General features: G+C 54.5%; 13 protein-coding genes. 3 read left to right on the top strand and 10 right to left on the bottom strand.

Features of this window, described 5'->3' with window-relative positions; genetic code table 11:
• Position 1: 1 nt before the first annotated feature.
• From ACFSB2_RS24380 to ACFSB2_RS24335, 10 genes are all read right to left on the bottom strand, one after another.
• A complete protein-coding gene (locus ACFSB2_RS24380) occupies positions 2-751 on the bottom strand; it encodes an RsmE family RNA methyltransferase (protein WP_377945717.1) in 750 nt (249 codons plus the stop codon).
• Positions 730-1,701, bottom strand: coding sequence for a 50S ribosomal protein L11 methyltransferase (prmA, locus tag ACFSB2_RS24375; protein ID WP_377945716.1), 972 nt, complete (start codon positions 1,699-1,701; stop codon positions 730-732). Before prmA ends, ACFSB2_RS24380 begins: the two co-directional genes overlap by 22 nt.
• Positions 1,702-1,800: 99 nt before the next feature.
• Positions 1,801-2,937, bottom strand: a complete 1,137-nt coding sequence (gene dnaJ / locus ACFSB2_RS24370; protein ID WP_377945714.1) for a molecular chaperone DnaJ — start codon at positions 2,935-2,937, stop codon at positions 1,801-1,803.
• Positions 2,938-3,035: 98 nt separating this feature from the next.
• Complete coding sequence (dnaK, locus tag ACFSB2_RS24365; RefSeq protein WP_377945713.1) at positions 3,036-4,871, bottom strand: molecular chaperone DnaK; 1,836 nt, start codon at positions 4,869-4,871, stop codon at positions 3,036-3,038.
• Between the two features lie 59 nt (positions 4,872-4,930).
• Entirely contained in the window at positions 4,931-5,485 is a 555-nt protein-coding gene (gene grpE / locus ACFSB2_RS24360; protein ID WP_377945712.1) for a nucleotide exchange factor GrpE, read from the bottom strand.
• A 39-nt stretch (positions 5,486-5,524) separates the two neighbouring features.
• The gene (gene hrcA / locus ACFSB2_RS24355; RefSeq protein ID WP_377945711.1) at positions 5,525-6,559 is read right to left on the bottom strand and encodes a heat-inducible transcriptional repressor HrcA; all 1,035 of its coding nucleotides are present in this window, start codon (positions 6,557-6,559) and stop codon (positions 5,525-5,527) included.
• Between the two features lie 82 nt (positions 6,560-6,641).
• Entirely contained in the window at positions 6,642-7,826 is a 1,185-nt protein-coding gene (hemW, locus tag ACFSB2_RS24350) for a radical SAM family heme chaperone HemW (protein ID WP_377945710.1), read from the bottom strand.
• A gap of 5 nt (positions 7,827-7,831) precedes the next feature.
• Positions 7,832-9,646 carry a translation elongation factor 4 gene (gene lepA, locus ACFSB2_RS24345; RefSeq protein ID WP_377945709.1) on the bottom strand — a complete coding sequence of 605 codons (1,815 nt, stop codon included), beginning with the start codon at positions 9,644-9,646 and terminating at the stop codon, positions 7,832-7,834.
• Positions 9,647-9,749: 103 nt separating this feature from the next.
• Positions 9,750-10,415, bottom strand: a complete 666-nt coding sequence (locus tag ACFSB2_RS24340) for a cation efflux transmembrane domain-containing protein (protein ID WP_377945708.1) — start codon at positions 10,413-10,415, stop codon at positions 9,750-9,752.
• 60 nt (positions 10,416-10,475) lie between these two features.
• A complete protein-coding gene (locus ACFSB2_RS24335) occupies positions 10,476-10,967 on the bottom strand; it encodes a hypothetical protein (protein WP_377945707.1) in 492 nt (163 codons plus the stop codon).
• A 166-nt stretch (positions 10,968-11,133) separates the two neighbouring features.
• Between ACFSB2_RS24335 and ACFSB2_RS24330 the strand changes: the two genes are divergently transcribed.
• The 3 genes from ACFSB2_RS24330 to ACFSB2_RS24320 all read left to right on the top strand — a co-directional run.
• Positions 11,134-11,847: a lytic transglycosylase domain-containing protein gene (locus ACFSB2_RS24330; protein WP_377945706.1), complete on the top strand. Its 714-nt coding sequence runs from the start codon at positions 11,134-11,136 to the stop codon at positions 11,845-11,847.
• A gap of 227 nt (positions 11,848-12,074) precedes the next feature.
• Positions 12,075-13,121, top strand: a complete 1,047-nt coding sequence (locus ACFSB2_RS24325) for an ABC transporter ATP-binding protein (protein WP_377945705.1) — start codon at positions 12,075-12,077, stop codon at positions 13,119-13,121.
• A partial coding sequence (locus ACFSB2_RS24320; RefSeq protein ID WP_377945704.1) for an ABC transporter permease subunit occupies positions 13,114-14,284 on the top strand: 1,171 nt, incomplete at its 3' end. The genes ACFSB2_RS24325 and ACFSB2_RS24320, both read left to right, overlap by 8 nt.

The following is a 14,284-nucleotide window of genomic DNA, read 5'->3' as shown; positions in this document are numbered from 1 at the left end:
TTTAACCTCCCATATCCCCGAAATGCGCCAATGTCACCGCCAGTGCAGCGGCGCCTGCGGTCTCTGTGCGCAAAATGCGCGGTCCCAGAGTGATGAGCGTCGTTCGCTCAAGTCGCCGCAACACATCCCGCTCCGCCTCACTCCACCCGCCCTCAGGGCCGATGAGCAAAGCGCGTTTCGCAGTCGCGCTGTTCACACGCGTTAGCGCGCTGACAAGGCCGGTCGCCTCCTCCGCCTCATCGAGAACCAAAATCTGTTCCACGTCATCTTGTTTCAACATGCGGCAGAGCTCGACAAGATTTTGCGCATAAGAAATTTCAGGCACGCGATCTCGCTGCGACTGCATCGCAGCTTCCCGCGCCACTTTATGCCAGCGAAGCAGCTTGCTGTCCGCCTTGGCCTGCAGGCGAACGACAGATCTTTGCGCCTGATAAGCGATGAAAGATGCCGCGCCAATTTCAGTGCATTTTTGAATCACGGTCTCCATCTTATCACCTTTTGCCACACCTTGAACCAAGGTGACTGAAGCAGTTGGCTCAGCGCTGCGATAAGGCGCTTCCAGACGCAATTGTACACCATTCGCACTGACCTCTGTAATTTGAGCGAGCCACGGACCATCACGCATGGCGGCGACCAACTGCTCACCAGGTTTCACACGCAACACGCGCGCATAGTGGTGCCCGTCCTCCCCCTCGACGCGACAAGTGGCGCCCAGCGCGCCAGTCGCTGTTATGAAGACGCGGGGCAACATGTTTTCTTCACCGCCACCAGCGCGACCCAGTCGTCTTTTTGATAACGACGCGTCACCTCAAATCCATTTTCCTGAAGGGCGGTCTCCACCTGCGGCGCCTGTGTGTCAATATAGCCGGAGGAAATCAACACGCCGCCTTCCTGCATGCGCAAAGCCACCTGCGGCAGCAACAAAATGACGATGTCACGGAGAATATTGGCGATGGCGACGTCAAACTTCGCCTCTGCAGCAAAACCAGCAAGCAAGTTCCCCTCCCGGACATCCACCGTCGCAGCCAGTTGGTTTAACTCAATATTTTCCTGTGCCGCCTGAACGGCCACCGGATCAATATCGATGGCAGTGACTGCTTCGGCCCCCAACCGCGCCGCCGCGATGGCCAGCACGCCTGTGCCTGTGCCGACATCCAGGACACGTTTACCCGCCAGCGCCAAATCTGCGAGCGCCGCTGTGCACATGTGGGTCGTTTGATGTGTCCCCGTACCAAACGCCATGCCAGGCTCTAAAATGATCCGCTTGCGATCCGCCAGTTCCTCCGTGATCTCATCCTTGCTCCAAATCGGCACAATGACCAACTCGTCCCCAATCGGGATCGGCTGATAATGCTCTTTCCACGCATTTAACCACGTGCTGTCATCGACCAGTTCCAAGCGCACACTCGCCTCTTCGCTGCTCGCCTGAAGCCCCGCCTCGGCGACCCTGCTTAACACAGCCAAGATGCGACTGCGAATCTGTTTGGGTTCGTGCGTCTCCGGGAAATAGACAAATACGGTGATGCCTTTGGTCGGCACAATCATTTCGTCAAACCATTCACCATACTCGGGATGGGGGACCTGTAAATCACCGATGCCTTCCATTTGCACGCCCTGCACATCCGGAAAGTCCTGAATCAGCGCAGCGACCGCATCTGCCGCCTCGTGCGACACGTCAAATTGCACTTGCCACCACTGCATAAAACCCCTCCAACAACAAAACGGTCCAACAGGGGACCGTTTTGGCATAATCATCACGTACATACATGATACAGGATGGATCTTGTTCGATCACGTTTTTTACGCATTGCCGAGAAAGGCGTCTTTCATCCGTTCCATGAACGAGCGCGCCTGCTCATGCGTCTGCTCGCCAAGCTCGTTGCCCAGTTGGCGGAACAGCTCCTTTTGTTTGTCAGACAAATTGGTCGGCGTCAGCACCTGTACGCGGACGTGTTGATCACCGCGCGCGGCGCTGGAACCCAATTTGGGAATGCCCTTGCCGCGCAGGCGGAATGACGTGCCGGATTGCGTACCCTCGGGAATCCGCAACTTGATGTCGCCATCCAGCGTCGGCACGTCAATTTCATCACCTAAAGCCGCTTGGATAAAGGTCAGGGGCATGTCGATATAGACGTTGATGCCTTCGCGCTCGAACAGGCTGTGCGGACGCACGCGAATCAGGATGTGCAAATCACCAGGCTGTCCGCCGTTGGGACTTGCTTCACCAGCCCCCGACACGCGCAGGCGCGTACCTGTGTCCACACCGGCAGGCACCTTGATTTGCACCGTGCGCCGAATTCGCTTGCGCCCTTGTCCGCGACAATCCGAACAGGGCTGTTCAATGATGACCCCTTGCCCATGACAGTTTGAACACACCCGTCGATTGACCATGCGGCCAAAAGCGGTGTTGACCACCGTCTGTTGCTCGCCTGTGCCGTTACAAACCGTACATGGTTTAGGCGTCGTACCCGGTTTGGCGCCGCTCCCGCTACAAGTGGAACATGTTTCCGTGCGCGGGATTTGAATCTCTTCCTCAATCCCGAAAGCCGCATCCTCAAAGTCCAGTTCCAACTCGTACTCCAAGTCCTGCCCACGTTGCGGTCCGCGCGCGCGTCCGCCGCCGTTGCCGCCAAAAAACATATCAAAGATATCGCCGAAGCCGCCAAAGTCAAAATCGCCAAAACCTGCACCCTGACCGCCAAAACCACCTTGCGTCGGATCTTGATGACCGAACTGGTCGTAGCGTGAACGCTTTTGACTGTCCGACAGCACATCGTAGGCTTCGCTCAGCTCGGCGAACTTCTCTTGTGCGTTCGGGTCATCTTTGTTGACATCTGGGTGATATTGGCGAGCCAATTTGCGGTAAGCCTTTTTTATTTCCTCTGGGCTGGCTGACCGGCTGACACCGAGCACCTCATAATAATCTCGCTTGCTCACCGGCACCCCTCCGATACATGATTGAATATTTTATGCGCGTCTATCATACAACGACAGGCAGGGACACGTCATCCCTGCCTCGTCTTTGCGCTCTGGTCTTACTTGTTTTCCTTGTCAACTTCGGTGTAATCCGCGTCGACCACGTTGTCGTTGTCGCCGCCAGCGCTTGCCGTATCCGCGCCTTGCGCTTGACCAGATGCTTGGGCAGCTTGCTCATACAATTTCGTAGACAGCTTGTGCAACACTTCGGTCAACTCGTCTTTGGCTTTCTTGATGGCTTCGTTTTCGTTCGCCTCGAGCGCCTCGCGCAGCGCTTGCTGCTTCGCTTCAGCCTCGCTCTTGATGTCAGCCTCGACTTTGTCGCCCAATTCCTTGATGGTCTTGTCGGTCTGGTACAACAGTTGATCCGCTTCGTTGCGCAGTTCAACCTGTTCACGCAACTTTTTGTCCTCATCGGCGTGCATTTGCGCTTCCTGCATCATGCGGTCGATTTCCTCTTTGCTGAGTCCACTCGATGCCGTGATGGTGATGCGCTGCGATTTGCCTGTGCCCAAGTCTTTCGCTGACACATTGACAATGCCGTTGGCGTCGATGTCAAATGAAACCTCGATTTGCGGCACACCGCGGGGCGCTGGCGGAATATCACTCAACGTGAAGCGACCCAGCGTCTTGTTCGCGCTCGCCATATCGCGCTCACCTTGCAAGACGTGAATTTCAACCGATGTCTGATTGTCGGCAGCGGTCGAAAACACCTGGCTCTTGGTTGACGGAATGGTCGTGTTGCGCTCAATTAAGCGTGTGAATACACCACCCATGGTCTCAATCCCCAGTGACAGCGGCGTGACATCCAACAGGACGACGTCCTTCACTTCACCGGTGAGGACACCTGCTTGAATAGCGGCGCCCACAGCGACCACTTCGTCTGGATTGACTCCTTTGGACGGCTCTTTGCCAATCAATTTCTTGATGGCTTCCTGCACAGCCGGAATGCGGGTAGAACCGCCGACCAGGATGACTTTATCAATCTGGTTGGCAGACAAACCTGCATCTTGGAGCGCCTGACGCGTCGGCGACAGGGTCGCTTCCACCAGGCTTCCAGTCAACTCTTCAAATTTGGCGCGTGTCAGGTTGACTTCCAAATGCTTTGGACCACTTGCGTCCGCCGAGATAAACGGCAGGGAAACCGTGGTGGTCAGTGTGGAAGACAGCTCTTTTTTCGCTTTTTCCGCAGCATCCTTCAGGCGCTGCATCGCCATCTTATCTTGGCTCAAGTTGATGCCTGTGTCCTTCTTGAACGTGTCAATCAAGTAATTCATGATGGCATTGTCGAAATCGTCGCCGCCAAGGTGGTTGTTCCCGCTGGTTGCCTTTACTTCAAAGACGCCATCGCCCAGCTCCAAAATGGAGACGTCGAACGTGCCGCCGCCAAGGTCAAACACCAAAATCGTTTGGTCTTCCTCTTTTTCAATCCCATAAGCCAATGCGGCAGCCGTCGGCTCGTTGACGATGCGCAACACTTCGAGTCCGGCAATGCGTCCCGCGTCTTTCGTCGCTTGGCGCTGGCTGTCGCTGAAATAAGCAGGGACGGTGATGACCGCTTGCGACACTGTCTCACCGAGATAAGCTTCTGCGTCCGCTTTGAGCTTCTGCAAAATCATGGCTGAAATTTCAGGCGGTGTATAGGACTTGCCATTGATGTTCTCTTTGTGATCTGTGCCCATATGGCGTTTGATAGAAATGATTGTCTGTTCATTGGTAATGGCCTGGCGCTTTGCGACATCGCCGACCAGACGTTCCCCATCTTTGTTGAACGCGACCACAGATGGTGTGGTCCGGTTGCCTTCTGCGTTCGGAATGACGACAGACTCGCCACCCTCCATCACAGCAACACAAGAGTTTGTTGTTCCAAGGTCGATGCCAATCACTTTTGCCATCGCGCGTTCCTCCTTCAATCCATTCATTTATCATCGACAGCCTGGGGTAAGTTTTGCGATCAAACGCTCACTTTCACCATAGCTGGTCGCAATATTTTTTCGTGTAGTGTATAGCCTTTTTGCAGTTCCTGGATGACTGTATTCGGCGCTGTTCCCTCTGCCGCCTCTTGCATCACCGCTTCGTGACGCGTCGGATCAAACGCCTCACCCACAGTCTGCATGGCAACGACGCCATACTGTGAAAGCACTTGAACAAACTGGCGATGAACCATCTCGATCCCCGCCTTCATCTGCTCATCCTGCACCTCGCTGATGGCATCCATCGCCCGGTCAAAGTTATCCACAACCGGCAACAGATCCGCCAGGAGTTTCTTCGTGGCGTACTGGCCTAACTCTTCTTTTTCCTGCCGTGTCCGCCGCCGGAAATTGTCAAAATCGGCGCGGGTTCGCAACAGTTGTTGCTCCAAATCGGCAATTTGAGCATCTTTTTCATCTGTCGGCTGATCCGCATCTGCTGCGCCTTCGGCAGCGTCCTCGACGACGACCTCTGCCGCTTCGACCTCTACTGCCTCATTCGGCGTTTCTTCTACATGGTTTGCTGCATCTTCTGCCACAGTGAACACCCTTTCCTCACGGAGTACAAAGCAAACTTGTCAGGAGCGCTCTGTCCAGCGCGTCAGCAAGGCTGTCATCGATTTTGACGTGTACTCGAGAATTTGCATAATGCGCCCGTAGTCCATCCGCGTCGGTCCTAACACACCAATATGCCCCACTGGCAGGCCTGACAAACAGTATGTGGTCGTGATGACCGTGCAATCCTGCAGCGGTTCAATCGCGTTTTCCGCACCGATGCGCACCTGTAAACCTGTGCCGCCAAGTGGCAGCCAGTGTGTGACCGACTGTCCCCGTTCAAGCAGCGCAAGCAGGGACTGCGCCTTTTCCACGTCGTGAAATTCCGGTTGACTCAACATGTTCGCCGCCCCACCGATGTAGACAGGCTCCTCCCGCTGGCCAACTTGGCAAAACTCTTCCAGCACGGCAAGCACATCCTCGTAACGCTCCACCTTCGTGGCCAATTCTTCGGCCATTTGGCTGTACAGCGATGAACGCAACTTGGACATGGGCACACCAATCAGTTTCTCATTCAACACGTTGACAATCGATTGCACGTCTTCAACCCGAATGTCTTCTGACAAATGGACGGTACAATCTTCAACATGGCCAGCATCCGTCACCAAAATCGCAACAGCGCGACCCGCCGTGAGCGGAATCAATTCAATCTTGCGCACTCTGTCGGTATACATCTTCGGCCCGAGGACAATGGCGGTCTGCTTTGTCAAATTGGACAACACAACCGACATCTCGCGAACAACTTGCTCCACTTCATCGATTCGTTTGGCAAAAAAGGACCGCAAAGTCGACACATTCTCCATCTGCGTGTGACTGTCCTGCATCAGGTTATCGACATAAAAACGATACCCCTTTTGCGATGGAATCCGACCAGATGATGTGTGCAGTTGCGCAAGATAGCCCATTTCCTCCAAATCCGCCATTTCATTGCGAATGGTAGCCGAACTAAACTTGATTTCCTCATGTTTGGCGAGTGCACGTGAACCCACAGGTTCAGCCAGTCGAACGTAATCCTCGATGATTGCGCTCAGAATGAGTTGCTGCCGAGTTGTCAGCATCACGCTCGCCCCCCTTGTTAGCACTCTATTCGAACGAGTGCTAAAGACATCTTCTTGACAATATCAACCGAGACGCTTGTTGTCAATCGAGCACATCCGCCGTCACGAATTTCTCAAAAATCACGTTGGCCACCGGCCACAAATCATCGGGGATCCGGTACGCGTCATCCACGCACAGCAGCCAACCTCGCTCCAGCAATTCTGGAATCAAGCCCCCGTACAACTGTTCGATCTCCACGCCAAAACGCGCCTTGAACGCCGCACGGGAAACCCCTTCAGCCAACCGCAAGCCGAGCATCATGCTGTCTTCCGCGGCCTCGCGCAAGGAGACCGCATGCTCGTCGGCGATGGGACGGTTGCCCGCGCCAAGCGCTGCCATGTACGGAGCCAAGCGCCGCTCATTCTCGTAACGCGCGCCGCCTACATAACCGTGCGCGCCCGCGCCTGCGGCGAAATAAGGCGCATTGCGCCAATAGACCAAGTTGTGTTTGGCATGCCCGTTCACACGGGCAAAGTTGCTGATTTCGTAATGCGCATAACCAGCGGCAACCAGTCGTTCACGCACCATCTGATACATATCCGCTTCCAAGTCCTCGCCAGGCAGAGGCAATTCGCCCATTTCCCGCCACTTGCCAAACGGCGTGCCCGCTTCCACTTTGAGCCAATACGCCGAGAGATGATCCACCGGCAGCGACAGCACTTGGGAAAGCGCGTGATCGACATCGGCAAGCGACTGTTCCGGCAATCCAAACATCAAGTCGACATTGATATGCGCAAAACCAACGCCTGCCGCCGCTTCCACACCTTCAATGACGGTTTTGGCGTCGTGGGAACGGCCGATGGTCAAAAGTAACCTGTCGCGAAAAGTCTGAGCCCCAAAGCTCAAGCGATTCACGCCATACTCGCGCAGCAGGCGCAATTTGGCCACATCGATGGAGTCGGGGTTCGATTCAAATGTGACTTCCGCATCATCGGCAAACGCAAAATGCGCGCGAAGTGATTTGAGCATTCGCTCGAGGATGGAAAGCGGCGGCAGTGTCGGTGTACCGCCGCCAAAAAACACCGTCTGCAGCGGCGCCGCAGCCGCTGGTGCCAGTTGCGCAAATTCCGCATCCAGCGCGTTTGCATAGTTCTCCATCACGTGTTCAGGCGCGACATACGTATTGAAATCACAGTAGAAGCAACGACTCTTGCAAAACGGAATGTGCACGTAGAGCGATGTTGGTGTCTTTTCGCGCAGCAAATCCATTGGTACCTGATGCGTCATGTGCGTCACTCCATTTTCAAAACAGCCATAAACGCCTCTTGCGGCACTTCGACATTGCCGACTTGTTTCATCCGCCGCTTGCCTTCCTTTTGTTTCTCCAACAGTTTCCGTTTGCGCGAAATGTCGCCGCCGTAACACTTGGCCAACACATTTTTGCGCATGGCGCGAATGGTTTCGCGCGCGACGACGCGATTGCCAATCGACGCCTGAACCGGTACTTCAAACATCTGCCGAGGAATCAGTTCCTTCAGCTTCTCGCATAACACGCGGCCACGCGCATACGCTTTGTCTCGATGGACGATAAACGACAGTGCGTCAACCACATCGCCGTTCAGCATAATATCCATTTTGACAAGTTTGGACTCGCGATAACCAATCAACTCGTAGTCAAATGACGCATAACCACGTGTGGAAGACTTCAGTCGATCAAAAAAGTCATAGACGATTTCCGACAACGGCAGTTCATAGATGACCTTTGTGCGCAAATCGTCGAGGAACTGCATGTCGTGAAACTGACCGCGCTTCTCCTGACACAGTTCCATGACGCCGCCAACGTGATCCTTGGGCACAAATATGGAAGCGCGGACATATGGCTCTTCCACACGTTCGATCCGGTCTGCCGCCGGCATCTCACTCGGATTGTCAATCGCCTGCATCTGCCCATCCGTTTGATGAACGTGGTAAACCACGCTGGGCGCGGTCGTGATGAGCGTCAAACCGTATTCCCGCTCCAAGCGCTCCTGCACAATCTCCATGTGCAGCATGCCGAGAAAGCCACAGCGAAAACCGAAGCCCAGCGCGCTTGACGTCTCTGGTTCATAGGTGAGCGCCGCATCGTTTAGTTCGAGTTTTTCCAGCGCTTCGCGCAGATCCTGGTAGTCGGCGCTATCGACAGGATAGAGGCCGCAAAAGACCATTGGATTGCTGCGCCGATAGCCTGGCAGAGGTTCCGCCGCCGGCTGCGCCGCATCTGTCACCGTGTCGCCCACGCGCGTATCGCGGACATTTTTGATGCTCGCGGCAAGGTAGCCGACATCTCCGGCAGAAAGGGCGTCCACCGGCGTCATGCGCGGCGCAAACACGCCGACCTCGTCCACCTCAAACTCTTTGCCAGTGGCCATCATGCGCACGCGCATGCCCGGTCGCAAAACGCCATTCAACACGCGCATGTAGACGATGACGCCACGATAGGGATCGTAATGCGAGTCGAAAATGAGCGCTTGCAGCGGCTCGTTCGCATCTCCGGTCGGCGGCGGCACCTTTTTGACGATCTCCTCAAGGATCTCTTCAATGCCGATGCCAGATTTGGCCGAAGCAAGCACAGCCTCACTGGCGTCGAGGCCGATGACATCCTCAATCTCTTGCCGCACCCGTTCCGGTTCCGCACTCGGCAAATCGATTTTATTGATGACCGGGAGGATTTCCAAATCGTTGTCGAGCGCCAAATAGACATTGGCCAACGTCTGCGCCTCAATGCCTTGGGCGGCGTCGACCACCAACAGCGCGCCTTCGCACGCCGCCAGACTGCGCGACACTTCATATGTGAAATCCACGTGCCCTGGTGTATCAATCAGATTTAGTTCATACGTTTGACCGTCCTTTGCGGTGTAGCTCAACCGAACGGCCTGCAATTTAATTGTAATGCCGCGTTCCCGCTCCAAATCCATCTGATCCAACAACTGATCTTGCATCTCGCGCTCACTGACTGCACCAGTAATCTGTAAAATGCGGTCGGCAAGCGTCGACTTGCCGTGATCAATATGCGCGATGATGGAGAAATTGCGAATTCGCGACTGGCGGTCAACACTTGACACGTCCATCCTCCTTGCGTCGCACCACGAAATAAACCGCGCAGGTGGCGCGGCTTCTCCTATCAATTATACACACGCGCAAACTTGACAGGCAACTGTCCGCCAAATCAAGTCAATGGAGATGATGGCGGTCATCGTGCACATGCGGTTCACCCGTTTTGAACGCATCCCAGGATTCCCACGCCTCGCGTAGAACGAAGCAGAGAATGCCCAGCGCCGCAAGCGCGTCGACCCACCACCAGTGAAAAAGGCCGTCCAACCCAAGCCCCGCCAGAAGCGTCCACGACATGTAAGCGCAGGTGAAGCTGCACATGGCGTCGCCGATCAAGCTCGGACTGTGCAACAAGCGGCCATAGCGCAATTTCTGCACGGCCAACCAGGGGGTCACAATGCTGCTGGCGGCGGCTGTGATCAACCCCAACAGCGTGAGCATGACAGATCTATGTAGACTGAACGCTTGTCCCGTTTTGACAGAGATGTATGCGGCGAGCGCAAACAGACAGATGGCGATGACACCACTGGCCCAGCGCTCCAGTCGCATTGAACGCTCAGTTTCTTCCGACTGGATCTCCAAAAAGAGACGAACGGCTAAGACCATGCCGCTGATGAGTTCGATCGCGCTGTCGACACTAAACGCCGAGAGCGACAGGCTGCCCACCCGGTAGGCGGCAATGGCGGCAAGAATCGCTTCAGTCATCACCCAACCAATGGATAACAACTCGAGCTCCAATGCGCCCTTGAGCAGTTTCTGTCGGCGCGTCATATGTGGTTCATACATGAGATGTCACCTCGTTCTCGTCACTACCGTCCACTTTGCTTTTATCTATCAACGCCACCATCAGTTGGTGTTGACAAACAGGGTGTTCAACAGCCCTTTCAGCATAGAGCCAAACACCTGCTGCACATGTTCGCCGACATAAACCCCACCTGTGTCCATCGCTGCTGCAAGCGCGCTGTCCCCGCCGTCTGTATCCAGGTTTGGCGCTTCATCATCAGCGGTCGAGGCCGGCACAGGATTTGGCATGGTGGTGGTCGATGTCGCAGGATCATTCGAGTATTCCATCACAGGCGGCGTATAACCGTCAGTGCCGGTTGCGGCATCTGCCTTGCCGCCAGCGGCAGATTGGGTGTTCGTTTGCGTATCCCCAGTCGCGTCACTTGGCGCCATCGCACTCACCGCCGTTGGCGCGCTGCTTTCACCTAAGTGGCTGATGGCTTCGGCGAATGCCGTGAATACCGTCCCACTGGCGCCAACGAGCAACCCGACAAAAATGACCCCAGCAACGGCATGTTTGAAGTTTCTGCGCGTTTGACGCCACGTTTGTCCCATCTCACACGACTCCTTTGCATCGTTTCTACTACAATCTATGCGGGTGTTTGCTAGATTAGCACCATGCAGGCGAAAGAATTGATGCTTTACGCCCGCAACGAGGCAGGAATGGGGCACAACGTGCAGAATAGAGGTGTAAATCAACGTTTTGAGGGATGGGCTTGAAATGGGCATAGGTGAAACGGGACAAATCGGCGCGGCTACGCCACAGCCATATCAAAATACAAATGTGACGACAGGGACGAGTCCCACGTCGCAGTTACAGGCTGAAAATCAAATGTTCGCCCAGTTGTTCACTGAGATATTGGCAAGCATGACGGCCGAAGAGACGAGTTTCCCGTCCATTGAAAATACAACCAGCTCGACCGACACTGCCGCACCATTCACGCTGTCGGGTATTCCTTCTTTCTATCCAAACCTATTGACGGCAATGACGCCTCAAGTCACCGTTCCAACCAGTTCGTCCACAGCGACAGCGTCTGACAACAGCGCGTCGTTTGCGGCCATCGTCAATCAAGCGGCAAATACCTATGGCATTTCGCCAAACCTGTTAAACGCCGTGATCGAACAGGAATCTAGCTTTCAACCTGACGCAGTTTCTGGTGCAGGCGCGCTTGGTTTAATGCAATTGATGCCCAGCACAGCGCAGACGCTTGGCGTGACGAATCCGCTCGATCCCACCCAGAACATCAATGGCGGCGCCAAGTATTTGAGTCAATTGCTGAGTCAATTCAATGGAAATGTCTCCCTTGCGCTGGCCGCCTACAATGCTGGACCGGGTGCGGTTACACAATATGGGGGCATCCCGCCATACGCCGAGACGCAAAATTATGTATCCAGCGTGTTGCAGAAGGCAGGAATGGCGACGAGCGAAGCTTAATCGTGCCGCCGACCTGAGTGAATTCCAGGGAGAATCTACTATCACGTCCGTCGACAAACCCTTGCGCCTGCTTGCAGGCCATCCCCAAACCCTATCAGAAATTTAGAAGTTTCCTCATCCATCATCGCGGACTGCACGGTTACTTATGCGTCGGTTCCCATCGTTGAAAGCCCTTCACACATGACATCTATCTTCTTTAATTAAGAAATTGTTAAGAAGTTTGCTCAATGTTTATTAAGATTCCTTCTTTATGCTATGTGCGAGCGGGCAAAACGCTTGTTTACGCCATCGTTCTGATCATTTTAAAAGACAACACGAGTCAAGGAGTTGAGTGGATGAGTGTACTTGAACTGCAGCGGGTTTGCAAAACATTGAGTAGACGAAAGATTTTGCATGACATTTCTATGCGTGTAGAAGAAGGGGAGGTGTACGGTTTTCTCGGGCCAAACGGGGCAGGGAAGACCACGACCATCCGGATCATCGCTGGACTGGTCCGAGCGTCTGCTGGCCAAGTGAAAATATTCGGGCATGATGTCCAGCGTGATCGGCGGCAGGCTTTGGAAAAAGTCGGCGCCATTGTGGAGAACCCCGAACTGTACATGTACATGACCGGCAGGCAGAATCTGCGTCACTTCGCCAAATTGGCGGGTATTGCGCAGATAGACGAGCGCATTGACGAAGTGACCGCCCTGGTCAAACTGGATGGACGCATTGATGAAAAAGTCAAAAGATACTCCCTGGGCATGCGACAACGTCTGGGATTGGCGCAGGCGCTGCTGAACCAGCCGAAACTGCTGATTCTCGACGAACCGACCAACGGGTTGGATCCAGCAGGGATGCGCGAATTTCGGGAATTGGTTCGAGCGTTGGCCAAAGACGGCATGTCCGTTTTTGTATCCAGCCATCTGCTCAGCGAGATCCAGTTGATGTGTGATCGGGTTGGCATTCTCAAAGACGGGCGCATCATCACCGAGGAACGCCTGACCGATTTGGCCTCTGCAGAGCAAAGCATGCGCATGCGCGTTGGACAAGCCACCACGGCGCAAAAAATATTGGCGACGATGGGACTCCAGTCCACCGTGGAAGCCGAACATTTGCTGACACTAGTCGCGGACGACGCCCAAATTCCAGCCATTGTCCGCACCTTGGTGCAACATGAGCAGGACATCTACGCGTTGGAACCCATCGCCACATCACTTGAAACGGCCTTCTTGGCGTTGACATCTGAATTGGACAAAGACACAGCAAACAGAGGGGGTGAAGCCAATGCGTGAATTGGGTCGCGTATTCTCCAATGAATGGTTGAAACTTGTGCGCAGAAAACGGCTTTGGATCACTACCATCATTGGCCTCTTGGTCATCTGTCTCTTTGGGCTGAATGAATATCAGACACACAAAGATATAAAATTCAGCGATCCAACGTATCAACTGCAAAATATCGAGGGGCAAGTGCAGAGCATCAAAGCGGAAATGAAATCTACCACAGATGAAGCGGCGAGAAAAGGCGATAATGCGCAACTGCAATCCCTAAAGAGCGAACAAAAATCTTTACAAGCGCAAATTGCACAGAACAAGACCTTGCAGACAGGCAATTGGAAGCCGATTGTCCAAAACGAGCTGAAACAGCAAACACAGGCGTATCAGCAAGCGGTTAAAGCAGCCAAAGCGAATCACACGCCGCCCCCGATGGGGAAGGAAGCGATTTTGGACGCGGCCTACCAACTCCAGCACAATGTGCGACCGTTCACGCCGTGGCAGCCATCCCCGTTCACGGAAGTGAGCCAATTTTTATCGACGGCGCTACGTCTGTTTGTGCCATTGATGGTCGTCATTCTGGTCGCTGACATGATTTCTGGCGAGGCCACCAGCGGCACCATTAAACTTTTGTTGATCCGCCCTGTGCCCAGGTGGAAAATCTTTTGCGGCAAGTGGGCCGTCAGTATATTTGCCACCGTGTTGCTCACATTTTTGATGTATGCCGCCCTCTTTCTGGTCTCCGGTCTCTTTTTTGGCTTTCATGGCGGCCAGCAACCGACACTCGTGGGCACCCAGTACCAGACGATGGCGTTGCCTGGCCAATCCGGCGGTACCGAATTGGCGCCAGACTACACGCACACTACGGCCATCTCCCAAATCCGCTTCCTTGGCAGCAGTTGTTTGCTCGCGATGCTGGCCATGTGCGTGATTGCGACCATCACACTGTTCTTCTCCAGCCTGTTGACATCCGCGATGGCGAGCACCGCCGCATCACTGGGCATCGTGATACTCGGTTTCATCATCACGACCATGTCCATCCACACAGCGTGGCTCAAGCTATTCTTCGCCATCCACCTGGATCCCGGCGATTTATGGAGTGGCGCCGTTTCTTCCGATCTCGGTTCACATCTCGGACTGCAGTTTGGCATCGTCACGCTCCTTGTTTGGGGCATCGTCGCCT

Source organism: Alicyclobacillus fodiniaquatilis (genome assembly GCF_042678105.1).
Taxonomy (GTDB): domain Bacteria; phylum Bacillota; class Bacilli; order Alicyclobacillales; family Alicyclobacillaceae; genus Alicyclobacillus; species Alicyclobacillus fodiniaquatilis.
The sequence above is the reverse complement of the archived record's forward strand: the minus strand, read 5'-3'. Positions and strand labels throughout refer to the sequence as shown.

Bases quoted from the DNA above. Each gene is read 5' to 3' on its own strand.
- dnaK (WP_377945713.1), bottom strand. From the start codon at position 4,871: ATGGCAAAAGTGATTGGCATCGACCTTGGAACAACAAACTCTTGTGTT.
- lepA (WP_377945709.1), bottom strand. From the start codon at position 9,646: ATGGACGTGTCAAGTGTTGACCGCCAGTCGCGAATTCGCAATTTCTCC.
- ACFSB2_RS24380 (WP_377945717.1), bottom strand. From the start codon at position 751: ATGTTGCCCCGCGTCTTCATAACAGCGACTGGCGCGCTGGGCGCCACT.
- hrcA (WP_377945711.1), bottom strand. From the start codon at position 6,559: ATGCTGACAACTCGGCAGCAACTCATTCTGAGCGCAATCATCGAGGAT.
- ACFSB2_RS24335 (WP_377945707.1), bottom strand. From the start codon at position 10,967: ATGGGACAAACGTGGCGTCAAACGCGCAGAAACTTCAAACATGCCGTT.
- ACFSB2_RS24330 (WP_377945706.1), top strand. From the start codon at position 11,134: ATGGGCATAGGTGAAACGGGACAAATCGGCGCGGCTACGCCACAGCCA.
- hemW (WP_377945710.1), bottom strand. From the start codon at position 7,826: ATGACGCATCAGGTACCAATGGATTTGCTGCGCGAAAAGACACCAACA.
- ACFSB2_RS24325 (WP_377945705.1), top strand. From the start codon at position 12,075: ATGTTTATTAAGATTCCTTCTTTATGCTATGTGCGAGCGGGCAAAACG.
- ACFSB2_RS24340 (WP_377945708.1), bottom strand. From the start codon at position 10,415: ATGTATGAACCACATATGACGCGCCGACAGAAACTGCTCAAGGGCGCA.
- prmA (WP_377945716.1), bottom strand. From the start codon at position 1,701: ATGCAGTGGTGGCAAGTGCAATTTGACGTGTCGCACGAGGCGGCAGAT.